Origin of the sequence: Cytobacillus sp. IB215316 (genome assembly GCF_033963865.1) — a bacterium.
GTDB classification, from domain to species: Bacteria; Bacillota; Bacilli; order Bacillales; family SM2101; genus Nanhaiella; species Nanhaiella sioensis.
Map to the genome: position 1 here is coordinate 129,259 of NZ_JAXBMC010000006.1, position 22,934 is coordinate 152,192.

Genomic DNA, 22,934 nt, shown 5'->3' on the forward strand with positions numbered 1-22,934 from the left:
TAAATCATCTAATTTGGCCCGTATATTCAGAGTTTGACCCATATAACAGCTAATTTGAACCGTATATTCAGAATTTGACCCGTAAAACATTTAAATTGACCCGTATATTCAGAATTTGAACCGTAAAACATCTAATTTGACCCGTATATTCAGAGTTAGACCCATATAACATCTAATTTGACCCGCATATTCAGAGTTTGACCCATATAACATCTAATTTGGCCCGTATATTCAGAATTTGACCCGTAAAACATCTAATTTGACCCGTATATTCAGGATTTGACCCCTAAAACATCTAATTTGACCCATATATTCAGAATTTGACCCATATATTCAGAATTTGACCCATATAACATCTAATTTGACCCGTATATTCAGAATTTGACCCGTAAATCATCTAATTTGGCCCATAAATAATAAAGGTAAGTCGATAAATCTACTGTACACCTCCAATAACAAAGGATCACTAGCAATTGCTAATGATCCTTTGAAAAATCATATATATCTCCTATTTAAAAACAGGATCTTTAAAAGTCGCTAGCTTTTCTAAAGATGATTTATCAACATCTTCGTGTAAGCTGTTGCCGTGAGAATCCATCGTTACTACAGCAGTAAACCCTTCAACTTGCAGATGCCACATTGCTTCAGGAATGCCAAACTCCATGAGGTCAACTCCCTCAACTGATTTAATACAATCAGCATAATATTGTGCTGCACCACCTATAGCATTTAAATAAACGCCGCCATGCTCTTCTAAAGCTGCAAGTGTTTTTGGTCCCATACCACCTTTACCAATAACTGCACGGACACCAAACTTCTTCATAATATCACCTTGATACGGCTCTTCGCGAATTGATGTAGTAGGACCTGCTGCTTTTACATGCCAATTGCCTTCTTCATCTTTCAACATTACTGGTCCACAATGATAAATAATTTGTCCGTCCAAATCTACTGGCGCATCGTGGTCAGTTAAATATTTATGAATCGCATCGCGCCCAGTGTACATCATGCCATTAATATGAACGACATCTCCCACTTTTAATTCACGGATTTGTTCTTCCGTTATCGGTGCTTGTAATACAACTTCGCGTGTTTCCGATTCCTCGTCAGCTTTATTTGCGTCATTAGCAAAATCTACTTTTTCTCCGTCCTGATACAACCATTCATTAATCTCGCCTGTTTCTGGATTTACAGTCATACCTAAGCGTCGATATGCCCAGCAGTTGTACGCTACTGATACAAAAAAGCTTGCTGGGATTCGGTTTATGACACCCACTTTACAGCCGAGAAGCGTTGTTTCCCCACCAAAGCCCATTGTACCAATACCGAGCTTATTCGCATTTTCCATCACGTATTCTTCAAGTTTACGTAAATCTTCGTTAGGGTTTACATCATCAACCGTACGGAAAAGCTGCTCTTTAGCTAACTCATAACCACTCGTACGATCTCCTCCGATTCCAACACCAATAAAACCAGCACTACATCCCTGCCCTTGCGCTTGATATACTGAATGCATGATACATTTTCTAATTCCGTCTAAATCACGTCCTGCACGACCAAGCCCCTCTAGTTCACATGGCAAACTATACTGGATGTTTTTGTTTTCACAGCCTCCACCTTTTAAAATTAGTCTTACATCAATATAATCTTTCTCCCATTGTTCAAACTTAATTACCGGAGTGCCTATACCTAAATTATCACCACTGTTGGCTCCAGTTAAGGAATCAACAGAATTAGGACGTAGCTTGCCATCCTTTGTAGCTTGTGCGATAGCACTATAAATCGCATCCTTTACCTTTAACTGATTTACCGCTACAGGCGTTTTAATTTTAAATGTTGGCAAACCCGTATCTTGACAAATAGGCGATACATTTTCATCCGCCATGGAAATATTGTTCGTAATGGTTGATAATGACATAGCAGCTCGAGTACCTGCATTTTCACGTTTTTTCGCTTTTGCAATAGCACTACGGACATCCTTTGGTAAGTTTGTAGATGTTTCAACGATAAGCTTATACATACTTTCTTGAAGCTTCTCCATACAAAATCCCCCTTATATTCCGCTAAAATGAAGTTGTCTTATTTTTCACAATTAAATTATACTCCTACAATATTATTTTCGAAAGCGATTTCTTTTTCACACTACCAAATAGGAAAATAATGCTATAATTATTTTAGAATCTTATCGTAAAATTTGTTATTAATGCTAAGGTGTTGGACACGAAAAACATCATTATTTAAATAAAGAACGGCCGGATTACAGTGGTTAGAGGAGGAATCAACAAGTTGAAGCTTTGTATACATTGCGATTCAGATATGATAGAAAAAAAGAACTATTTAGAATTTAAATTACCAATTGCTATGTTGCTATTAATATTCCCAAACGGTGTATTCTTTTGTTGGGTACCTTTTCTCATCCCAGGAAATTATGTATGTAAAAAATGCTATAAATCCTCGAAAAAGGTAAAGGAAATCGATTGGAGGGAATATGAGTTACTAGAAAAAATAAAAACACAACAAACAACGAAATAGTTTAAAGGCTATTCTATTATAGATCGGTGATTTTTGAATGGTTGATATAATACGGTTCCTGAAGGCCCAAAATCGATTCTAATGGTTGAAGTTCCTATCTTTTCTACTCTTTATGTTTATTTTCTTAGTCAAAAGGTTAAGAAGACTAGCATAAGCGCTTGGAATAAACCCAAACGCAATTATTATTTGTTATTATAGATATTTCTGTGTACATAATCTGCATTTTTGTGAAAAGACCACTGACCTAAAATAGTAGCTAAAACCATAAACATTCCAGCTACCACAAAGCCAATCGTATAATAACCTATGAAAAAAAGAACGAATGAACCTACAAGTGAAAGTATCAGAGCAACGATTAACCAAGTTTTTATTTTTTCTTTTTTTATATTATCCAATTTCATCTCTCCTATTATTTCTAAACAACATTTTAACGTAATTTTTAATTATATAAAATGATCTTTTCAATTAAATATAGTAATTATATTACCAATAGCATTCATTGTTATAGACTTTTTATCGCATTAATGTCACTTCTCTATAACTCGTATCGAACACAGATAACATCGTTTTGCTATGATAAGTGAGAAAAAATAGCAACAGAGCTTATAAAAGAACAACATAAAAAAGGGCAGATAACTCTACAACTACATACCTAAGGCTGAAGATATGTACCATGAGTTCTGACCTTCAATGTTAAGACTTATTTCTCGTTAGCAATTATTTTTATTAAATTGGGTAACCACTGATATAGATTAGTGAATGTATATCCTAACCCTTTTGCTTTATCAGTAGAGATTGTCCATGTTTTTTCAATTCCATATGGAGAGTGTTCGTCTTTTGTGGATTCTTTAGAAAGCACAGCATTTTTGCCGATTTCTTTCTCAATAAGCTCCATCAATTCACCCATCGAAATCATTCCATCAGCACAAGCATTGATAGGTCCTGCAAAATCTTGGGTACCCGTCCAAGCAATAAAGTCCCCTGCCTCCTGCTGGTTAATAAAGCCCATTTCTACATCGAGATTAGGGAAGTATATTTGTTCTTGTTTTTTCACTTTGTCAATATGAAGCTTCAAACGTTCTGTATAATCATGCTCCCCCAACACAATCGGAATACGAACTGCTACAACTGGAAAAGAAGCATGTTGAAAAAAAGCAGCCTCTGCTTGTCGTTTGCCTTCCTGGTAGGATATTTCCTCGGTAGGAATAGGGTTAATTTCATATGTATATGGATCGAACAATTCTTCTGCCATATCCACACCATAGTCATAAACTGACATCGTTGATGTAAATACGTATTTACCTACCTTACCTTTTAAAGCTTCAATGGTAATTTCTGCATCCTGTGCATTATAGCATATTTGATCAAATACAATATCCCATTTACTATTTTGTACCGCAGTTATTACTGACTGCTTATCAAATCGATCAACCTTTAATTTTTTCACTTCATCGCCGAATGGGATTGTACTTTTTTGTCTCGTTGCAACAGTTACTTGAAAGCCTTTCTTTAATAATTCATTAACTAAATTTACTCCAAAAAAACGTGTTCCTCCGAATACTAATGCAGTTTTCATCACAACAACACCTCCGTAATCATTATATATCGAAGCCATTTAGAAAAACGAGAAATTTGAATCATAAGCTCCATATTCTTAATCTATGTTACCTTCCATAAATTCTAGACCAAGCTATCTCCCTTTTACTGTAAAAGTAAAAATCAGGTGTAGAGTATTCCACACCTGATTAATTAATTGTTGCTTATCGTAATAAGAGCTATACATGAATATTACTAACGTTCAAGGCATCTTTTCAGACATATCATACACATCAGATACTCATGTAAGTAAAAAACGCAACAAAGTTTACGAAAAAAGTCTTTATTTATGATCTTTTATTTGTTCACATTTATCTTCAATATCATCAATCATCTGTATTAAACGATCAATATCTTCAAGCTTTGTTTCTTCTGGATCTAATGAGTCGATCGTCTCTAAAAACATATTTAATCGATCCTTCAAATATATTATTTGTGAGTGATTGCCATTTGATGTTTTATCCAACTAGCTCGCCCCTTTCTCTCTATTATCGTAACGAATTCACAACCATTTGACAACATCCCTCATCATTCTACATAATTATCGGAGGTTATTGTTTAGTCAAAGTTGTTTTCACATTGCTTGTAGCTTTTCGTCCAAAGATATAAGCACGTAGTCAAATAGCGTTCGTGGCATCTTTTCTACTTATTGAATTATTAAGCTATCATAATATTCATCAAAAATAGCAACAAAGTTTACGAAAAGAGCATTAGTCAAAAACAATCGTTAAGGAGTTATACATGAGCACAACAAAACAAAAAAAGCTAATTTCTCCCTTAAATGATCCATGGGAGGCATACACAGATGTTGAGGAGTTAGGTCAACTAGAATTAACAAATATTGAATTCACCACGACAACTTTATGTAATATGCGCTGTGAGCACTGTGCAGTTGGCTATACTTTACAATCAAAGGATCCACATCCATTGCCCCTTAATCTATTATTAACGAGGTTAGATGAGATTCCACATTTACGCTCCGTAAGTATTACCGGTGGTGAGCCAATGCTATCTTCATCCTCAGTTAATGGATATGTTAAACCGTTATTAAAATACGCTCATGATCGTGGTGTGCGCACACAATTGAACTCAAATCTTACAGTTCATTTAAGTAAATATGAACAAATCATGCCATATTTAGACGTACTTCATATATCACACAACTGGGGAACAGTTGAAGAATTTGCTGAGGGTGGGTTTGCGATGATGGAGCGCAAGCCAACGTTTAAACAGCGTGAAAAGTATTTTAACCAAATCATCGAAAATAGCCGAACATTGTCAAAAGAGGGTGTTATGATCTCTGCAGAAACGATGTTAAACAAAAGGACTCTCCCTTATATAGAACAGATCCACCATCAAGTGATCAATGACATGCTGTGTGCACGTCACGAGATTCATCCAATGTATCCGAGCGATTTTGCTAGTCACTTAGAAGTTCTGTCATTAGATGAACTCCGAGCAGCCATTCATCACTTACTTGACGTACGTGATGAAAATACATGGATGCTTTTTGGCACACTACCTTTTTATCCTTGCAGTGATAAAGATGAGGATCTCACCTTGCTAAGACGTCTATACGAGAGTAGAAATATATCCGTAAGAAATGATCCTGACGGTCGTTCTAGATTAAATGTAAACATATTTACTGGAGAAGTCATTGTCACAGATTTCGGTGATGCCCCCCCATTAGGGAATATACAATCGAATTCTTTATTAGAGTCTTATCAGCTTTGGACGCGATCTCCTTTAGCAAAAATGTTAAGCTGCCACTGTCCTGCTGTAAAATGTCTTGGTCCCAATTTATTAGTAAAGGATCGTTATTACAAAGACACTGATTTTCTAACAAAAGAAACGAAACTAGTAAGAAGCGAAGCTTAGCATTTTCTATTGAAAAACTTAAGATTAATCGTTATTGTATATATAAATGTTGAAAATTAATTTCACAGAAAGTGTTGATAAATGATGCAAACTACGTTAGAAATACTAAATACAGTATGGCAGCATGAAATAACTAAAGTCATCCGTTTTGGGTTTATCGTTTGGTTAGCTGTCCTCATTATTAATAGAATGGTTCACAACTTTTTTAAGAGAACACATTTTTTTGAAGAGCGCAAAGAACAAACAATTGAAAGTATGGTTCGCTCGGTTACGAAATACGTAGCTACATTTGCTTTTATTATATATACGCTTGATGAGCTTTTTGACATTGAAGCTGAAAAACTCCTAGCTGGAGCTGGTGTAGCAGGAATCATACTCGGCTTAGGCGCACAAGGGCTAATAAAGGATGTGTTGTCAGGTGTGTTCCTGTTGTATGAAAAACAACTTGATAAAGGGGATTTTATCACTGTCAACAACACGTATAACGGGACGGTAGAAGAGATCGGACTCAGGTTTTTGAAGGTGCGTGAATGGAGTGGCAAGTTGCTTACTATTAGTAATGGGGAAATTCAACAAATCCAGAACTATAATATTGAAAATATGCGTGTCATCGAACGCGTCGTCGTTAGTTTTAGAGAAAATCCAAAAGAAGTATTCAAACTGTTAGAGCAAACTTGTGTTCAATTAAATGATTCTTTACAAGCTTATTTAAAGACGAACAATGAACAAGTCGTTGAACCATTCCAAGTATATGGAATGACGTCCCTAAATGCTGGCTTTCGCGGCTATGAGTATACAATTATAGGCTTAGTGGATGACGCACACTTCTGGACTGCAGCGAAAGAGACTAGACGAATTGTTGCTCAAGCTATGTTTGACCATGATATTTTAATGGCTGAAGGCCAATTAATTGTACAAAACAACCAAGAAATGAACGACGAGACAAGCACAAGACAATTTCAATAGTTTTTTTTCGTAAGCTTTTGTTACCATTGAAAATAATTTAGAACAACAATAAATAATTCTATGCAAATGACCTCAATTCAAATGAGAAAAGATGCCTAGAATGCTTAGTTTATTTTTATTTCCTAGTACGAAAAGCAACAATCATTAAAATACATTCTTTCAATAACAACAAAGAGCGCCATTACACTAAAGTCGTAATAGCGCTCTTTCCTTATCTCGGATGATTTGTTGTAACAAAGGAGAATGATACATGATCTTGGACAGGAATCCAAGCACCTATCCCTTGAGAAGTTACATTTTTGACCTCAATTTTCTTACTGTTACCCCTCAACACTAAATATACTTCACCATAGGTCACTTTACCTTTTTCATTCACAGCAGGTGAGTGTGAATATAAATAGCCCACTTTCTTTGGAGGTATATTATATATTTGCTCTTTTTTTGTACCTAAGCCAACAATCGTTTGAAATGATAATTGTAATTTAGTTTTGTCCATTGATTTTAACAGCATCATTTTTTTTACATCCTCTTCATTTGGGACAGTTGAAGTTAAACCTCCCTTCACTACCTTTTGGGTATCCTGGGTGTAAAATATTTTCTGAGGTGCTTCTCCTCCTCTATTATCAAAATAATTAGTATTAATTTTTTGATATTCCCAGTTTGTTGTCGTTTCTTGTGATTCATAATTTAATGGCCATTCACCTAAAAAAATCGTTGCACGATACCCAATTGCATGCGGAGCGTTACCTATAGAAGACTCATTTAAAATACGTATGAGATCCGGATTTTCTATTGTTACATTTGATGTTTCAATAAGCTTCTTAGCAAGTTCACTTGGCTCCAAGTATGGTAAATCTTCTGTTGGGTTTGGATAAGTATTTTCTTTTGAAATATTTACAACAGAATCAGGTATTACATATTGATTCTTTGCTGCTTTTTTCTTTTCCTCTGCTGTAATGACACTCGGATTTATTAAAGACATAAAGAATAATAATACAATAAACTGTGATATACGTTTCATTTGCAATTACTCCTTTCAAACACATAATCTTTTCATTAGTTTTTTCGAACAGACTATAGATTATCCAACTTAATTACATCAATTTGCATATTTTTCTTCAACAATACATTTACTAAGTTCAACAAACTATTTTCACAATTGCTGTTGTTGTTTTTAACAGATTCATGACATAAACGATGACAAGCATTTAAAAATAAGAAAAGAACTAAAAAAAGCGTGCAATAAACAGAATATTCAAATAAATTTTGAATATAATAAACTATACTTACCAAAAAGGAGGGATCTCGAAAGCATCATACAACACATAAGGAGGTATGCGTATCGAGTAGAATCATCGTAGTGACTACTTTAAAAAAGGTACGAAATACGACAAGTGAGTTTGTGTGAATGTAGTTAGGTAATAATTACTTTGAATTTACGTAGATGATAACGATTGGAAATATATTTATTTTACAATTCCATTTCCTGAACATAAAAAATTAAGGGTGCTTCAACAATAACGTCTGAAATCATTGCCTATTAATAAATAACTTAATAGGTAGGTCAGATACATTGAAGGCATCCTTATTTATATTCTTATAATGATATGAGATTTAAGTTCAAAACATCTTGATTTTTGTTAAAAATGGACAAGTCTTTACTATTCTCAAAGTTTGAAACTTGTGCCATCTTTTCTTCTTTAAAACAATGATAAAGGGATAAAACCACTTATTGCACTTCTAATTTACAACCAATAGCAACAAAGTTTACGGAAAGAGCCTTATATAGGCTCTTTACCTATAGACTACAGTTTCTTCGAGCTAAGAAATAAACACTTACATAACTAGAATACGTGCCATCTTTCCATTTGTAAAATATTTACAAATTAATAAAACTGCTTCTTGCACTTCTAATTTATTACCAATAACAACAAGGTTTTGAAAAGAGCTTTATAATAAGTAAAAGCCAATTCCCATAATGATATATGCTGCTAATAGTGTTGCACCTTCAAACCAGTTCGTATCTCCATCATTTGTCAAAACAATCGTTAAGAATACTGAAGAAGCCATGGCTACGAGCTCAGGAAGCGTAAACACAAGAGCCATTTTTGTCGGGAAGAATAAAGAAATAAGTACAAGTAGTGGTGCAATAAACATGGCAATTTGTAAGGTTGAACCGACTGCGATTTCTACAGCAATATTCATTTTATTTTTGTACGCCATAATAATCGCCGAAGCATGTTCAGCCGCATTCCCTACGATAGCAACAATGATCACCCCGATGAACAACTCGCTCCACCCAAACGTTTCACCTACTATTTCAAATGTGTGAACAAGGTTTTCTGACACGTAAGCAACTGCTGCAGTTGCTAGCGCTAAAACTGTGATGGCTACCTTTTTCGACCATTCCGGTTCCTCGTGTTCTTCTACCTCATCCGAGCTATGCTGATAAACCCCACGATGTGAGACAAGCCTAAAATATAGTGCAGCTATGTATAATGCCATTAAAATAATTGATATCCCAATACTTAAAGCTAGCGTTTGGCTTTCAGTCATTTCCATTGAAAAAACTTCAGGGATTACAAACGCAACAATAACAGCAAACATTAGGAGACCCGCATTGTGACGAGCATCGTATGCGTTAAATTCTTGACGTTTAAATTTCAAGCCTCCAACAAAAAAAGATAATCCGCCTACAAGTAGTAAGTTCCCGATAACGGATCCAGTTAACGAAGCTAATACAACACCAATAAGACCAGCTTTTAGAGCAAAGATTGAAATGATTAGCTCAACTGCATTTCCAAATGTGGCATTTAAAAGTCCACCTATACGTGGTCCACTAACGATAGCAATACTTTCTGTTGCTCTCCCCATGTAGCTAGCTAAAGCTATAATTGTAATATTGTAAATAACGAACATTATCACAGGTGACCAATGCAATAGACTACCAACAACGGATAGTGGGATACCAGTAGCTACTAGGAGAAAAAATATTTTATTCATTTCCTCAAACCTTTCTGTTTATAGCTATAATTATTATTAGTAAAATAAGGGAATGTTTTACTAACCATACTCTCATTGAATACTACATATATTTTTCACTTAAGCATTGAGAAATTATAACTAATTCCTCGTCTTATTTATACAAACAGTTAAGGGTGTATTAACGCTTAGAAAAAATAAATATAACAAATGATGTTATTTCTGAAAAACCCTTGTATATCTCTTCATTTATTTGTACGATCTTTATCGGGTACATTTTATTAACATCGTTAGAAATAGAGGTTATACAATGGATAAAAATAAATTTCGATTTTGGATACTAGTTAGTATTGTTATGATTTCTGGTTTTTCACAAGGTATGCTACTGCCACTTATAGCAATTATTTTTGAAAATGACGGGGTTAGTTCGGCTTTAAATGGCTTAAACGCAACTGCGCTTTATATTGGCATACTTCTTATATCTCCGTTTATGGAGCAACCTTTAAGAAGGTTTGGCTATAAATCTGTTATTATCATGGGCGGACTCATAGTGATCGTATCTCTCGCGCTATTTCCTCTTTGGAAATCATTTTGGTTTTGGTTTATTTTACGTCTTTTTATTGGCATAGGTGATCATGCACTACACTTTGCAACTCAAACGTGGATAACTTCGTTTTCCTCAGCCAAAAAGAGAGGGCGAAATATTTCTTTATACGGCTTATTTTTCGGCCTTGGATTTGCGACTGGCCCATTATTAACTCCTTTAGTAAAAATTAATGAAACACTCCCTTTTGTAGTATCATCTTTGTTATGTCTCATTGGGTGGATATTCATTTTTATGCTTGATAATGACTATCCTGAACAAGATATCGAGTCAAATTCTTTCAAAGAAACGATTCAACGTTTTAGTCAAGCTTGGAAATACGGTTGGGTTGCATTTTTACCACCATTAAGCTACGGATTTCTAGAATCGTCTTTAAACGGTAGCTTCCCTGTTTACGGTTTACGTATTGGATTAGAGGTAGCAAGTGTTTCTATTTTACTTACTGCCTTCGCTATAGGAGGTATTGTGTTCCAACTACCACTAGGCATGCTGAGTGATAAATTTGGTCGAAGAAATATCTTAATGGGCATTCTTTTCTTAGGTTTTGTAGCATTTTTAGCTGCCAGCTTTTTCGAACAATCCATCGTTCTACTAACGACGTTCATTTTCATAGCAGGTATGCTAGTAGGATCTACTTTTTCCATGGGTATAAGTTATATGACAGACCTAATGCCAAAAAATCTACTTCCAACAGGAAATTTACTTAGTGGTGTTGCATTTAGTGTAGGTAGTTTAGCAGGTCCTATCCTAGGAGGTACATTTATACAATTCTTCGAAAATATTAGCTTTTTCACTATTATAAGCATCATGTTATTAAGCATATTTTTTATCGTCACTTTTTTTGGTAAACAGCCTACCATACAAGAAAGTGAACCTGTGAGATTGAGCAAATAACTATTTAATACGAGCCTCTGTGCTACTGCATTCATCTTACATCAAAAAAAATAATGTAGGACATCACCCAGATAAATTAGACCTCAACTTATAGTTGAGGTCTAGTTGTGTAACAAAGCTTTTGTTGCATCTTAAATACAGCAGCAAAGTATAGAAAGAAACCACATCATTTATACAGTTACGAAATAACTCTCGGTAGACTAAAATATTTTCAAAAAAATCAAAAAAGTATTTGCACATTTTTATTAAACTGTTATATAATACAAACAAAGATAATATACTGTATTAAAACAGATGAAAAAAGGAGCGGATATAAATGAGTAGACAAGAAAGAAAAAATATGATTGAGTTCATTGAGAAAATGAAAGGTATGGATCGAGATCACTTAATCTACATGACAGACGCTGAAATTGAGCATATTTACAATACTACTTACTACCAATTTGAAGAAATCGCTGAATAACAGTTTACTGCTTTTCAACACAATACCTCATTAATAAGTGTTCAACCACTAACAATATTCCTTTTATATTCGAAATTCCATTAACATGACTAACTATAAAAAATACACCTCGATAACATAACATCGAGGTGTATTTTTGTATATTCGTGCTTTTGATAACACTCAATAGTTGGCAGCAAAAAAATTAGTACATGGCTTAACTAACTTGATCATTCACCTTTCTTAGCCGCTTCCTATCAGGTCGATTCACAATAATAATCCCTGATGTAACAAACAACAATCCAAATACAACGAAAAAGTGAATCGATTCTTGTAATAGTATACTAGATAATATTACACCGAATACAGGGACAAGAAATAAGAACATCGATACCTTGCCGACCTGATTATATTTCATGACATTATTCCAAAGCACAAAACCTGCTGCAGATAAAAAGGCTAAATACAGCAATAAGAATAATGACTTTACTGTAAACTCAAAAGGAAATATACCTGCCATTATCATCCCTACGGCTAATAAACCAAAGGATCCAAATAACATTTGATAAGCAGTTAAATAGCCAACATCCATACTAAAACTGCCATTTCTCGCTTTTAAATTTCCAAAAGCACCCGAAACCATTGCAAGAAGTAATAATAATTCACCTAAGCCGAATGAAAAAGAAAAGGAACCTCTAGTTATATTTACTAAAATGACGCCTGTAAACCCAACTAGTACCCCTACTACCTTTTTTCTATTTAAGGAATCATCATTATACATAAAATGTGCAAAAATCATTTGAAATAATGACGTAGTCCCTGCGATTATTGATCCTTGTATGCCCGTTGAATAGCTTAATCCTATATAAAACAAAACATATTGGAAAAATGTCTGATACAAACCTATATGAACTAGTGGCTTAATTGTACTCTTTTTCAAAAAGATATTTCGTTTTATAAATACGTAAAAAACCATAATCATTAATGAAGCCAAAATGAATCGGTAACCAGCGAATAAAATTTGTTCACCAATCTCATTAGGTTGAATGTTCAATTCTTCATAACTGAGCTTAATGAATGGGAAAGCACTCCCCCACAAAAATGTCGCTGCAGCTGCCGCAGCGATCATCCCTAATTTATGAGAAAAAAAGCGTTCTGCTGTCAAATCAATACATCTCCTTGATCCTTTAAAGTACACTTACCTAGTTATAATCCAATCTAAAATTTTATACAAGTATTTTGAGCTTTTTAAGCACAATATTCTTTCCTTAATGCATATAGTATGGTAGAGTATTAAATAAGAAATATAATAAATATTTAATTAAAATTATTATAAAGAGTGCTGCTATCCCTATAAGATGGCAGCTTTCGTCATTTTATTGGGATATTGATTTTGATTACTTTTCTCAATTAGATTAATTAGGAGGAGAGATTTTATGGAAACAAGTGAAAAGGCAGTAATAAAAGATAATACCCAATCAACTTACATCAATTGTAAAACTGATCATACTGAAACATTTATTAACAAACTGCAAACACATATAGAATTAATTGCAGCTTTAAGCTCCGGTGTACTCATTTTTCTTGCATGGGTAATGGATACACTCAGTATGCCAACATTCTCAGTTTCCTTATATATATTAGCGTTTCTTATTGGTGGTTTTGCGAAAGCTAAAGAGGGAATAGAAGAAACTATTAAAAACCGCGAGTTGAATGTTGAAATGCTCATGGTCTTTGCTGCTATCGGATCAGCTTCAATTGGCTATTGGTGGGAGGGCGCAGTATTAATTTTCATATTCTCTCTTAGTGGCGCATTAGAAACATATACGATGAACAGAAGTAATCGTGAGATTTCGTCGTTAATGGATTTACAGCCTGAAGAAGCGATCTTACTAGTGGGTGATTCAGAAAAAACTGTTCATATCTCAGAATTACAAATTGGTGATACGATTTTAATTAAGCCTGGTGATAGAATACCCATTGACGGAGAGGTTCTAAAAGGGCAAACGTCCATTGATCAAGCGACCATCACTGGCGAATCGATCCCTGTTTCGAAGGATATCGGGGACGAAGTATTTGCTGGGACAGTCAACTTACGTGGTGCCATTCTTGTAAAAATGACCAAACATAGTGAAGATACTTTATTTCAGAAAATCATCCGACTTGTTCAATCAGCACAAAGTGAAAAATCTCCTTCTCAGCTTTTTATTGAAAAATATGAAGGAACTTATGTGAAAATTGTGTTAATCACTGTATTAATCATGATGTTCGCACCCCATTATCTATTTAATTGGAGCTGGACTGAAACATTTTATAGAGCAATGATCTTATTAGTTGTGGCTTCGCCATGTGCACTCGTTGCATCGATTATGCCCGCTACATTATCTGCCATTTCAAATGGTGCAAAGAAGGGTATTTTATTCAAGGGTGGCGTTCACTTAGAAAAACTTAGTGAGGTCAAGGCAATTGCTTTTGATAAAACAGGAACACTTACGAGAGGTAAACCTACTGTGACAAAAGTACTCGTGAGAGATGGTCTATTTCATGAAGATGTCATTACAGCAGCTGCTTCATTGGAAAGTCATTCTAGCCACCCACTAGCTCAAGCCATTGTATCTTACGCAAAAAGCACCTATAAATGTACGCTTAGTCAACCTGATAGCTTAGAGGATGTTGCTGGTTGGGGAGTACAAGGTATGTACAATAACCAAATGTGGAAAATAGGCAAAGCTGACTTCGTCGGCAGCGAATTAGCAGAACAGTTCCACGGTGGAATTGCCAATCAATTGGCTGACGAAGGCAATACAGTCGTTTTTATAGCTGACTCTAACGGAATCGCTGCAATTATTGCACTAAAGGACGCTGTTCGTGAGGAATCGATTAAAGCAATTCAAAGCCTTAAAGCACTTGGTATTCAAACGATTATGTTAACAGGAGATGGAGAACAAACGGCAAAGGCCATTGCAGAAGAATGTCAGGTAAATCACTATATCGCCGAGTGTCTACCAGAAGCGAAAGTTGAACACTTAAAGCAACTTAAAAGCAAATATAACAATGTAGCGATGGTTGGTGATGGAATCAACGACGCACCTGCGTTAGCTACAGCAAACGTTGGTGTAGCTATGGGAGAAGGGACAGATGTCGCATTAGAAACAGCAGACGTCGTTCTCATGAAAAACGACCTGTCAAAAATTGCGGAAACAATCAAGCTATCACAAAAAATGAATCGTATCGTAAAGCACAATATCATTTTTTCAATCGCGGTCATTTCCCTATTAATCCTGTCAAACTTCCTCCAAGTTGTTAATTTACCACTTGGTGTAATTGGGCACGAAGGAAGCACAATATTAGTTATCTTAAACGGCCTACGGCTGCTAAAGGCGTAACAAAAGCAAAAGGGGCCTTGACGTTGTTTATTCAAGACCCTTTTGCTTTTCTTTTTTGTAGCTGCAGAACCACTTAGAAAAATACATCCGATGGCATAAAAAAATCAGATGCATTTGCTCCACTGCTTGTCGAGAATCAACAAGATACTTCCGCTTTTCTCGTTAATGATAACCGTTTGTGCCATTAGCACTGCTGCTTGTTTTATGTTTAGGGTTTGATCCAGCTTGTTGATTTTTCTGCTTTGTATCTCCATCTTTTTTCGTTTTTTTCGTCATTGCTTCATCCTCCTAGCTCATAATGATAAGAAACTTATCATCAATTAATATGGCTAGTTTTTCCCTAAGCATAATAGTAAATTATAGAAGAAAGCAATAACATTACTCGTCACAATCAATTCTACGACAATTAATGATCGCATTAATTTCTCCACCCACGATAATAGTCATCCCAGTTAGGTAGAACCATATCATTAATACAATAATACCGCCGAGACTACCATACGTGGAACTATAATTTCCAAAACTTTCAACGTAGTAAGAAAAAGCTACAGAGACGATAATCCACCCAACCGTCGCAAAAATAGCCCCTGTTGTAACTTCCTTCATTTTCAAGCGTTTATTAGGTGCAATGAAATAAAGAAATGAAAATACAACCAATAAGATAATAGAACTCAGAATCCACCTTACCGCATTCCATGCATTCATAAATTCTATCGAAAAGCCAAATGATGACGAAATAAACAAGCCAATTTTTTGTCCAAATACAGGAAGTAATAACGCAACAACAATTACAAAAATCATAGCAAATGTTAATAAGATCGACACACCTCTAGCGACGAGAGGTGATCGACTTTCGTTCACTTCATACGCACGGTTAAAAGCTCTCACTACCGCATTCATCCCTATCGACGCTGTCCATATTGTCCCAATAATTCCAAATGAAAGAAGTGTGCTATTTTGTGAACCGACGATAAGCTTTAAATTCGCTTCAATCATTTCAAGTGTTTCACCTGGAGCAAATTGTTGAAATACTTCCATAACATCCTCTTGTGAAACAGGTAAATAAGCAAGTAAGGTCACTAAAAAAATTAAAAAAGGAAACAATGAAAGCAAGAAAAAATAGGCCAACTCAGCAGACAAACCTATAATATCATCATCATTAAACCGCCTAAAAAGCTCCTTAACAAAGAAGACGACACTCATTCTCCGCTTAGTCTCCATTTAGAACACCCACTTATCCTTCCTTATCGTTAAAAACTTTCTCTTTCGTATCCTTCACTACCTCTATCATTTGAGGAGTTGATTGTTTTAATTCATGGGCTTTAGTCGTAACAAACGATACATCTTCTTCTATTTCTTCAATCGTTGTTCTCACTGTATGTATTTGATCTTTAATTTTCACTGCTAATGTAGCAGGATCTTTTAGAAATTCTCCCGTAGTATGCACTGCTTTTCTTCCTTGTGTAACAACTTCTTTCCTTGTTTCCTTGTTTAGCATTGCAATTGCTCCACCTACGAAAGCGCCTGCCATCATCCCTTTGAACAAATTATTTGCTGACATGCTCACCTCTCCCTTTTATTACACCATTCAAATATTATGTTTATTTTTTATCATCTGTAGTAAATTTTCACAGCCTTTGACGACTAAATCATAAACTTCTTCAAAATTCCCTGTAAAGTATGGGTCTGGCACATCATCTATATCACTTTCAGGAACAAGGTCAAGAAGTCTTCCAATAAAACCTGTTTTATTGTACCCCGCCATCTTATGGAGGTTTCCAATATTTTCAGAATCCATACCAATAATATAATCAAAATTCTCTAAATCATTTTCAACAACTTGCCGTGCTTTCATACCTTCGAAAGGAATCCCCTTACCTGTTAGTATCCCTTGTGTACCTTCGTGAGGTGGCTTACCTATATGCCAATTTCCTGTGCCCGCAGAATCTATTGTTATTTTATCACCAAGACCTTGGTTGTTAACTATTTCTCTGAACACAGCTTCTGCCATAGGCGAGCGACAAATATTACCTAAACATACAAATAAAACTCGAATCATGTTTTCCAGCTCCTTTATCTTTCCATCTCCATTATAAGCAAAATTTGATTTGATATGTAAGATAGAATTTAAAATGTCACTCTTGTTTCATTTATTATGCTCATATTAAATTATTCTTCCTTACATAGTATTTATAATGATATATTTTTCAATGGTTATTTGATTATGAAGAGGCGTTTGATATTACTAATATTCGGAGGCTCTTTTCGTAAACATTGTTGCTATTGTTATCAAATTTGTACTATAAAAAGTGATTTAATGTTGTTAGTCATCGTTGTACAAAAGAAAAGATGCCACGAACGCTATGTGTATACGTGCTTATATCTTAGTACGAAGAACAACAGTCAATACGAAAACAGCTATATAAAAAGCGAAACATAGTTTACGAAAAGAGCCTTATAAAAAAAGATGTCAAGAGTTCTATAGTACGAACAGTATTTATTTGAAAGAGCAATTGCTATAGCCAGAAAACAATTAAAACTACCTACCTATGTTAAACATGTTACAATAATAATAATAGTAATTTTGGAAAGGATGACATGATGAATTTATCTCAAAAATCAGTAGATAATGTGAATTATATGATTGAACAAATTAAAGAAAAATTGAATGTACTTAATTTAGGGGCAATTAAGTCATCCCATTTTGACGAGGAAATGTACGAAGAACTAAAGGAAATTTACGAGCTTGTCATGAAAAAAAATTCATTCAGCCCTAATGAAATGCAAGCCATCGTTGAAGAATTAGGTAACCTGAGAAAGGTTTAATAATAACAGCTCATTTGAAACAAATAGTAAAGCTATCAGAATTATTGCTTTACTATTTGTTCCCTACATACTGTTCCGTAAATCCACACTCCCGCAATATGCATCATACAGCACCGTTTTATAGAAGAGAAGATTGTACAGCGAAAGTCGACTTCAAAAAAGAAATTTATTCCCCACACTCATACAAACCGTTAACCCGCTTACAGAATTATTTCATTAGGGCATTGAAGTTTTTACACGCTTCAATGCCCTATGAATGTTTTGGTACACGTTAGCATAGTAGTGTACAAAGGGGGGATGGGCATGGCGGCTCTTTGGCTAAAGACAATTGGTTTCTTAATCATTCTATTCTCAACTCTAGGTGTTTATATTTATTTTCTAAGAGTGTCACTTAACTCAGAAGATGCATCGATTATTGATCCAATCCCGGATAACAAAAAACAATAAATCACGCACAATTAAGCATCAAAAGAAACAAGTTTCTTTTGATGCTTTTTTATTTGGTATTGTCCATTTCATACTGTTAATGGGTCAATTCTTCATTCTTTCGGGTCTGTTCCAACTGTTTATCGGTCAAATCTCTATACTTTCTGGTCTGTTTCAACTGTTTATAGGTCAAATCTCTATTCTTTCGGGTCTGTTTCAACTGTTTATCGGTCAATTCTCCTTTCTTTCGGGTCTATTTCAACTGTTTATCGGTCAATTTTCCATTCTTTCGGGTCTATTTCAACTGTTTATCGGTCAATTTTCCATTCTTTCGGGTCTGTTTCAACTGTTTATCGGTCAAATCTCTATTCTTTCGGGTCTATTCCAACTGTTTATCGGTCAAATCTCCTTTCTTTCGGGTCTATTTCAACTGTTTATCGGTCAAATCTCCTTTCTTTCGGGTCAAGTTTCCGCTTTTTTCGACAAAAATTTACAATTAAAAATATAGGATTTATCACATTGTTGGCGAATTTATATTTATCAGAGGAGGCATGCAATTTATGGCAAGAAAAAAAGCACTATTATTACTTTTTGATGGATATTGTGAATTCGAAATAGCGTCTGCCATTTCTATGTTAAAAAACACTCATGAGTTACATACATTTGGACTTGAAACAACTCCATTAAAATCGGAGGCTGGATTAACAACAATTCCAGACCTCACTATTAAGGACATTGATATTAACAATTATGATGTACTCATCATTCCTGGGGGAGATTTAAAACCGATCGCAGATGCACATGATTTATTTGAATGGGTCAATCATTTTGTAGCAAAAGGTAAGACCACAGCTGCTATATGCAGTGGTGTGTTTATTTTGGCAAAAGCGCAAGCTTTAAATCATAAACACTATACCGTCACTTTATCAAAAGTACAAAGAGATTTTTTAGGTTGTTTTGATGAAGACTACTATCGCTATCAACCTACAGTTAGAGAGAATAATATTCTAACCGCACAAGGACATGCTTATGTAGATTTTGCAATTGAGCTGAAAAAAATGATTGGTGAAGTAAGTGCAGAAGCAGTAGAATTTTATCAAGGTAAAGGAAACAAACTAATGGAACAGGAAGTGTAAAATAACAAGAGTGACTAAATATTAGTCACCCTTGTTTATTTAACATATATAACTTTAAATGAGGAGAGGTGATATGAACTTTAGATATATATCAACGCTCAAACCACTTTTGCTTACACTCATTAAGAAGGTATCTTGCAAAGGCTAAAAAAGTTTCAATTCTCTGCTCCTCTGACTCAAATAATGTCTCTTTAACACCCGTACGAATATTAATTGCTTCAAGTATAATATTATGCCATTCCTCAGAAATGTGCTGTAGAGCATATTTACCAGCTCCATGCTTTGAAATGATCTTATGTTCTTTTAATGTGTAGTATTGCCTCAATATGCCGAGAACGGACCACTCAATCTCTGTATCAATCTCTTTAGTAGAAAGGTTCAATAAGTTTTGTATAGAACCTTCAATTTTTTGTATGCGAGGAGTCCAATAATTTTTCATATTTTCCATTACATACGTAACAAGATCATCTTTTGACGCTGCAAATTCCAGCGTTTGTACCTCAGGCCCTATCACAGTTAGACCATCAGATTTAGAAACAGACCAAGTAATTGGGTTAAAGTTGAAGTAAGGGCCAAACCTTATCTTCCCATTATTATAGTAAACATTATCTTTGTCATTTGACTCAAGCTTTCCTAGTTCCTCCCACTTTATATACACACCGTCCAATTCTGGATATTTATACTGATTTGCAATTTTACTATGTAGTTCAGATAACAGCAACATTTCATCTTGTGTAAATAAACGATTTAAGACAGCTATAAAATCAATATCACTGGAATTGTTAACGTAAGCGTCTAATGCGATTGAACCATGAATATATAAGCCTTCAAGCATATTAGGAAACTGTTCATTAAAAAATGAAATGTAAGCGTCTAAAACAGCTTGTACTTGTGTTGGAATCGACCTCATTTTTCCTCACCTTTCAACCTTTGTTTGTTACGGAGACAAGATAGTTCTTATCATTTACTTAAAAACCATCCAGATTTTTTGTTCAAATCTACTTAATCATCCCTACATGTCATTTGTTATTTTGATAAATCCCGAATGAATCCATTTAGACACATAATAGTTGTAGATTGCATGAGCTAAAATTGGTGCCCATATATTTTCGGTCCATAAATAAATGACCGAAAATACTATACTTAGTGCAAAAACAACGATATTATAAACCACATTATTTTTGTATTGCGGTATATGAAGTAATGTAAAAATAATACTGATCAACAATATAGAGGTTGTAACATCTAAATAAAGTAATAATAGTTCAAAAATTGCACCTCGAAATAAAAGCTCCTCCGATATCCCTGCACTTAATGCGATAAACAAAGGTCCCCACCGCACTTTTGTAAGCTGAATCAAACCTTCAGTATATTTATTTAATGGGATTGTAATCAAATCAATTTTGACTCCCAAATATATAAATATTAATGGAATGAATGCACCTGCTACTCCATATAAAAAAACTTTTAACGAAAAAGGAGAAGCGATATAAATTTGTGGAGTTAGCCAAATGTTAATGATAAATAATGCGACAACAAGATTTAAACAAGCTGCTAATAGAGCAGGTAAAAGAAAGTTAGTATTTGAACCACCTTCACCCTTTTTTGCCATTGAATTTTCCTGTTTTCTACTTAACTTCTTTTTAGAAAGCTTAAAGAACAAGTCAAAACAAATCATTAGAAAAAATATTAAGAGTAAGAAAAAGTTCACCTCAGGAAAAAAGAATACGCATAATGTAGCTATAATAGGGATTGAGTACATTAGAATATCTAGTAACCCTATTATGAGGCTCTCTGTTTTTTCATATGTATTTGCTAAATTAGCCTTCTCATTGACAAAGTTATATAGAAACCAAATTGCTAGTAATAAATAAAAATATTTAATTGGTGCGTCTTCAACCATATAATTAAGCATAAAGATCGGTACCAATAAAAGAGGCAAGTATGGTTTAACAATTAGGTTTATGCGATTCATTTTTTGTCCCTTCATTGTTGCTTTACATTACTTGAAAGTTTAGCCTAAAACAACTTTTATCACTAAATAATTGTAAATTATTCTCATATTATGGAATCTATCATACTATAAACTGCATAACTTAACAATATTGGTTGAATCAGTAAAATGTATCAATATTGTAGAGACAGTTAAATGTTATTCGGTACGTATGTGGTGATTACAGCTCTCACCTCTTTTAATGGGGGCTATTTACTAGTCAATCAACACCTTTAATGATTTACTCGTCTTTCATTTTCTCGTCGATGCATCACTATTAAATACTTTGATTACTTCACGTATTTGTCGGGGAATTGGCACACCAAGTTTACCACCGTTTTCTGTAATACTAATAAACTCAATAATAATATAAGCGATTGTTACCCCGTCGCCAATGTAACCTGTGCTAAACACTATTTTTTCCAGTAAATAAACTGCGCTAATTAATAATAGGACGTACATTTTTTTCAGTAATCCTTTAAAACCATTTGCACCATTCAGATTTTTATCCATTAGACCAACGAGTAAGCCTGTAATACAATCAATAACCATCATTGCTAGGAGTATAGCTATTGCTAGACCTACACCTTCTATTAAAAATGAGATGACATATCCAATTCCTACCCATTCCATACAAGCTCTCCTTTCTCAGCAAAAATATTCTATCTCAACCTTAACTTGTTCTAAGATTTTTTTATTCCATCTATCTAAAGTCAATTTGCATTTTTTCCATTCTCACTATTTTGTTTTGACTAACTTTTGGAATCTTAGGCTGCGTGACGATGGTACTGTAATGGCAGTCCATGTTCCTATTAATGTTTTTAATTACTTACCAATCAAACGGACTAAGATACTCTTTTGACAACCACCTACAATTTTCACAATGATTTTTTATAGCTTAGTTGAATCTTTACCAAATCACCTCAATTCATCATTTTTTAGTTACTAAGTTTATAAGAAAGGACACCAAACCTCAGATATGATATCCAAAGCTTGGTGTCCTCCAGTCGACTGGTAGAACGTGATTTATTTTTCTCTGTTAAAACTCTTCACCTTCATCAAACTTAACTCTTGTCACTTCGTTTTGATGAGTAATAATCTTTGTTTCACCGTAACTAGGTAATTGAGAGATCTTTGCTTTCCCGTTACTTACAATAACAACATAAGGTGCCTGTTGTTCATTTACATTAGTTTCAAACGTTGAATCTGTGATATCTATTTCTTTCAATCGCATTTATCATCCCCACTACTTAAGGTGTAACGGGATTCACCT

The 22,934-nt window shown here is 34.5% G+C and carries 24 protein-coding genes; 10 read left to right on the forward strand and 14 right to left on the reverse strand.

The features are described 5' to 3' along the window. Nucleotides 1–508: 508 nt before the first annotated feature. Nucleotides 509–2,041: a fumarate hydratase gene (locus SLH48_RS12060; RefSeq protein ID WP_214480660.1), complete on the reverse strand. Its 1,533-nt coding sequence runs from the start codon at nt 2,039–2,041 to the stop codon at nt 509–511. Nucleotides 2,042–2,286: 245 nt separating this feature from the next. Here SLH48_RS12060 and SLH48_RS12065 point away from each other — a divergent pair, with 245 nt between their 5' ends. Continuing rightward, on the forward strand, nt 2,287–2,532 hold the full coding sequence (locus SLH48_RS12065) for a hypothetical protein (RefSeq protein WP_214480661.1): 246 nt from the start codon (nt 2,287–2,289) through the stop codon (nt 2,530–2,532). Nucleotides 2,533–2,714: 182 nt separating this feature from the next. Here SLH48_RS12065 and SLH48_RS12070 read toward each other — a convergent pair whose 3' ends face one another. From SLH48_RS12070 to SLH48_RS12080, 3 genes are all read right to left on the reverse strand, one after another. Further along, the gene (locus SLH48_RS12070) at nt 2,715–2,927 is read right to left on the reverse strand and encodes a hypothetical protein (RefSeq protein WP_320258367.1); all 213 of its coding nucleotides are present in this window, start codon (nt 2,925–2,927) and stop codon (nt 2,715–2,717) included. A gap of 305 nt (nt 2,928–3,232) precedes the next feature. Further along, nucleotides 3,233–4,108 (reverse strand): NAD-dependent epimerase/dehydratase family protein, encoded by an 876-nt coding sequence (locus SLH48_RS12075; RefSeq protein ID WP_320258457.1) that lies wholly within the window; start codon nt 4,106–4,108, stop codon nt 3,233–3,235. Nucleotides 4,109–4,411: 303 nt separating this feature from the next. Further along, entirely contained in the window at nt 4,412–4,594 is a 183-nt protein-coding gene (locus tag SLH48_RS12080) for an SE1561 family protein (RefSeq protein ID WP_214480739.1), read from the reverse strand. A 275-nt stretch (nt 4,595–4,869) separates the two neighbouring features. Between SLH48_RS12080 and yfkAB the strand changes: the two genes are divergently transcribed. Both yfkAB and SLH48_RS12090 read left to right on the forward strand, forming a co-directional pair. Beyond that, nucleotides 4,870–6,006: a radical SAM/CxCxxxxC motif protein YfkAB gene (gene yfkAB, locus SLH48_RS12085; protein WP_320258368.1), complete on the forward strand. Its 1,137-nt coding sequence runs from the start codon at nt 4,870–4,872 to the stop codon at nt 6,004–6,006. Between the two features lie 81 nt (nt 6,007–6,087). Beyond that, nucleotides 6,088–6,972, forward strand: a complete 885-nt coding sequence (locus SLH48_RS12090; protein WP_320258369.1) for a mechanosensitive ion channel family protein — start codon at nt 6,088–6,090, stop codon at nt 6,970–6,972. A 211-nt stretch (nt 6,973–7,183) separates the two neighbouring features. Here the strand turns inward: SLH48_RS12090 and SLH48_RS12095 are convergent, their stop codons facing one another. Then, nucleotides 7,184–7,993 (reverse strand): YfkD family protein, encoded by an 810-nt coding sequence (locus SLH48_RS12095; RefSeq protein ID WP_320258370.1) that lies wholly within the window; start codon nt 7,991–7,993, stop codon nt 7,184–7,186. Nucleotides 7,994–8,922: 929 nt separating this feature from the next. Further along, on the reverse strand, nt 8,923–9,975 hold the full coding sequence (gene cax, locus SLH48_RS12100) for a calcium/proton exchanger (protein WP_320258371.1): 1,053 nt from the start codon (nt 9,973–9,975) through the stop codon (nt 8,923–8,925). 289 nt (nt 9,976–10,264) lie between these two features. Between cax and SLH48_RS12105 the strand changes: the two genes are divergently transcribed. Both SLH48_RS12105 and SLH48_RS12110 read left to right on the forward strand, forming a co-directional pair. After that, entirely contained in the window at nt 10,265–11,452 is a 1,188-nt protein-coding gene (locus tag SLH48_RS12105; RefSeq protein ID WP_320258372.1) for an MFS transporter, read from the forward strand. 316 nt (nt 11,453–11,768) lie between these two features. After that, complete coding sequence (locus SLH48_RS12110) at nt 11,769–11,915, forward strand: BH0509 family protein (protein ID WP_214480668.1); 147 nt, start codon at nt 11,769–11,771, stop codon at nt 11,913–11,915. Nucleotides 11,916–12,111: 196 nt separating this feature from the next. Here the strand turns inward: SLH48_RS12110 and SLH48_RS12115 are convergent, their stop codons facing one another. Further along, the gene (locus tag SLH48_RS12115) at nt 12,112–13,059 is read right to left on the reverse strand and encodes a DMT family transporter (RefSeq protein WP_214480669.1); all 948 of its coding nucleotides are present in this window, start codon (nt 13,057–13,059) and stop codon (nt 12,112–12,114) included. Nucleotides 13,060–13,330: 271 nt separating this feature from the next. On the opposite strand from SLH48_RS12115, the gene SLH48_RS12120 reads away from it, so the two are divergent. Further along, the gene (locus tag SLH48_RS12120; RefSeq protein WP_320258373.1) at nt 13,331–15,280 is read left to right on the forward strand and encodes a heavy metal translocating P-type ATPase; all 1,950 of its coding nucleotides are present in this window, start codon (nt 13,331–13,333) and stop codon (nt 15,278–15,280) included. A gap of 378 nt (nt 15,281–15,658) precedes the next feature. On the opposite strand, the gene SLH48_RS12125 is transcribed toward SLH48_RS12120, so the two are convergent. The 3 genes from SLH48_RS12125 to SLH48_RS12135 are packed head-to-tail and all read right to left on the reverse strand — an operon-like array spanning nt 15,659 to nt 17,339. Continuing rightward, nucleotides 15,659–16,501, reverse strand: coding sequence for a YihY/virulence factor BrkB family protein (locus SLH48_RS12125; RefSeq protein WP_320258374.1), 843 nt, complete (start codon nt 16,499–16,501; stop codon nt 15,659–15,661). Nucleotides 16,502–16,514: 13 nt separating this feature from the next. Further along, nucleotides 16,515–16,841 (reverse strand): YtxH domain-containing protein, encoded by a 327-nt coding sequence (locus SLH48_RS12130; protein WP_214480671.1) that lies wholly within the window; start codon nt 16,839–16,841, stop codon nt 16,515–16,517. Nucleotides 16,842–16,868: 27 nt separating this feature from the next. Next, nucleotides 16,869–17,339 carry a low molecular weight protein-tyrosine-phosphatase gene (locus SLH48_RS12135; protein ID WP_320258375.1) on the reverse strand — a complete coding sequence of 157 codons (471 nt, stop codon included), beginning with the start codon at nt 17,337–17,339 and terminating at the stop codon, nt 16,869–16,871. Nucleotides 17,340–17,881: 542 nt separating this feature from the next. Here SLH48_RS12135 and SLH48_RS12140 point away from each other — a divergent pair. From SLH48_RS12140 to SLH48_RS12155, 4 genes are all read left to right on the forward strand, one after another. Then, nucleotides 17,882–18,106 (forward strand): DUF1128 domain-containing protein, encoded by a 225-nt coding sequence (locus SLH48_RS12140; protein WP_214480673.1) that lies wholly within the window; start codon nt 17,882–17,884, stop codon nt 18,104–18,106. A 303-nt stretch (nt 18,107–18,409) separates the two neighbouring features. After that, nucleotides 18,410–18,553 carry a hypothetical protein gene (locus SLH48_RS12145; RefSeq protein ID WP_320258376.1) on the forward strand — a complete coding sequence of 48 codons (144 nt, stop codon included), beginning with the start codon at nt 18,410–18,412 and terminating at the stop codon, nt 18,551–18,553. Then, nucleotides 18,522–19,040, forward strand: a complete 519-nt coding sequence (locus tag SLH48_RS12150) for a hypothetical protein (RefSeq protein ID WP_320258377.1) — start codon at nt 18,522–18,524, stop codon at nt 19,038–19,040. Before SLH48_RS12145 ends, SLH48_RS12150 begins: the two co-directional genes overlap by 32 nt. Before the next feature lie 52 nt (nt 19,041–19,092). Beyond that, nucleotides 19,093–19,668, forward strand: coding sequence for a DJ-1/PfpI family protein (locus SLH48_RS12155; protein ID WP_320258378.1), 576 nt, complete (start codon nt 19,093–19,095; stop codon nt 19,666–19,668). 91 nt (nt 19,669–19,759) lie between these two features. Here the strand turns inward: SLH48_RS12155 and SLH48_RS12160 are convergent, their stop codons facing one another. The 4 genes from SLH48_RS12160 to SLH48_RS12175 form a co-directional block, all read right to left on the reverse strand. After that, nucleotides 19,760–20,578, reverse strand: coding sequence for an aminoglycoside adenylyltransferase domain-containing protein (locus SLH48_RS12160; protein WP_320258379.1), 819 nt, complete (start codon nt 20,576–20,578; stop codon nt 19,760–19,762). 102 nt (nt 20,579–20,680) lie between these two features. Continuing rightward, complete coding sequence (locus SLH48_RS12165; protein ID WP_320258380.1) at nt 20,681–21,643, reverse strand: CPBP family intramembrane glutamic endopeptidase; 963 nt, start codon at nt 21,641–21,643, stop codon at nt 20,681–20,683. A 270-nt stretch (nt 21,644–21,913) separates the two neighbouring features. Next, nucleotides 21,914–22,294, reverse strand: coding sequence for a phage holin family protein (locus SLH48_RS12170; RefSeq protein WP_320258381.1), 381 nt, complete (start codon nt 22,292–22,294; stop codon nt 21,914–21,916). 406 nt (nt 22,295–22,700) lie between these two features. After that, nucleotides 22,701–22,895, reverse strand: coding sequence for an XtrA/YqaO family protein (locus tag SLH48_RS12175; RefSeq protein WP_214480676.1), 195 nt, complete (start codon nt 22,893–22,895; stop codon nt 22,701–22,703). Nucleotides 22,896–22,934: the final 39 nt, after the last annotated feature.

Excerpts from the sequence above, each read along its gene's own strand:
- SLH48_RS12060 (WP_214480660.1), bottom strand. The coding sequence starts at position 2,041 with ATGGAGAAGCTTCAAGAAAGTATGTATAAGCTTATCGTTGAAACATCT.
- SLH48_RS12075 (WP_320258457.1), bottom strand. The coding sequence starts at position 4,108 with ATGAAAACTGCATTAGTATTCGGAGGAACACGTTTTTTTGGAGTAAAT.
- yfkAB (WP_320258368.1), top strand. The coding sequence starts at position 4,870 with ATGAGCACAACAAAACAAAAAAAGCTAATTTCTCCCTTAAATGATCCA.
- SLH48_RS12090 (WP_320258369.1), top strand. The coding sequence starts at position 6,088 with ATGATGCAAACTACGTTAGAAATACTAAATACAGTATGGCAGCATGAA.
- SLH48_RS12095 (WP_320258370.1), bottom strand. The coding sequence starts at position 7,993 with ATGAAACGTATATCACAGTTTATTGTATTATTATTCTTTATGTCTTTA.
- cax (WP_320258371.1), bottom strand. The coding sequence starts at position 9,975 with ATGAATAAAATATTTTTTCTCCTAGTAGCTACTGGTATCCCACTATCC.
- SLH48_RS12105 (WP_320258372.1), top strand. The coding sequence starts at position 10,265 with ATGGATAAAAATAAATTTCGATTTTGGATACTAGTTAGTATTGTTATG.
- SLH48_RS12110 (WP_214480668.1), top strand. The coding sequence starts at position 11,769 with ATGAGTAGACAAGAAAGAAAAAATATGATTGAGTTCATTGAGAAAATG.
- SLH48_RS12120 (WP_320258373.1), top strand. The coding sequence starts at position 13,331 with ATGGAAACAAGTGAAAAGGCAGTAATAAAAGATAATACCCAATCAACT.
- SLH48_RS12125 (WP_320258374.1), bottom strand. The coding sequence starts at position 16,501 with ATGGAGACTAAGCGGAGAATGAGTGTCGTCTTCTTTGTTAAGGAGCTT.
- SLH48_RS12130 (WP_214480671.1), bottom strand. The coding sequence starts at position 16,841 with ATGTCAGCAAATAATTTGTTCAAAGGGATGATGGCAGGCGCTTTCGTA.
- SLH48_RS12135 (WP_320258375.1), bottom strand. The coding sequence starts at position 17,339 with ATGATTCGAGTTTTATTTGTATGTTTAGGTAATATTTGTCGCTCGCCT.
- SLH48_RS12140 (WP_214480673.1), top strand. The coding sequence starts at position 17,882 with ATGAATTTATCTCAAAAATCAGTAGATAATGTGAATTATATGATTGAA.
- SLH48_RS12145 (WP_320258376.1), top strand. The coding sequence starts at position 18,410 with ATGGCGGCTCTTTGGCTAAAGACAATTGGTTTCTTAATCATTCTATTC.
- SLH48_RS12155 (WP_320258378.1), top strand. The coding sequence starts at position 19,093 with ATGGCAAGAAAAAAAGCACTATTATTACTTTTTGATGGATATTGTGAA.
- SLH48_RS12160 (WP_320258379.1), bottom strand. The coding sequence starts at position 20,578 with ATGAGGTCGATTCCAACACAAGTACAAGCTGTTTTAGACGCTTACATT.
- SLH48_RS12165 (WP_320258380.1), bottom strand. The coding sequence starts at position 21,643 with ATGAATCGCATAAACCTAATTGTTAAACCATACTTGCCTCTTTTATTG.
- SLH48_RS12170 (WP_320258381.1), bottom strand. The coding sequence starts at position 22,294 with ATGGAATGGGTAGGAATTGGATATGTCATCTCATTTTTAATAGAAGGT.
- SLH48_RS12175 (WP_214480676.1), bottom strand. The coding sequence starts at position 22,895 with ATGCGATTGAAAGAAATAGATATCACAGATTCAACGTTTGAAACTAAT.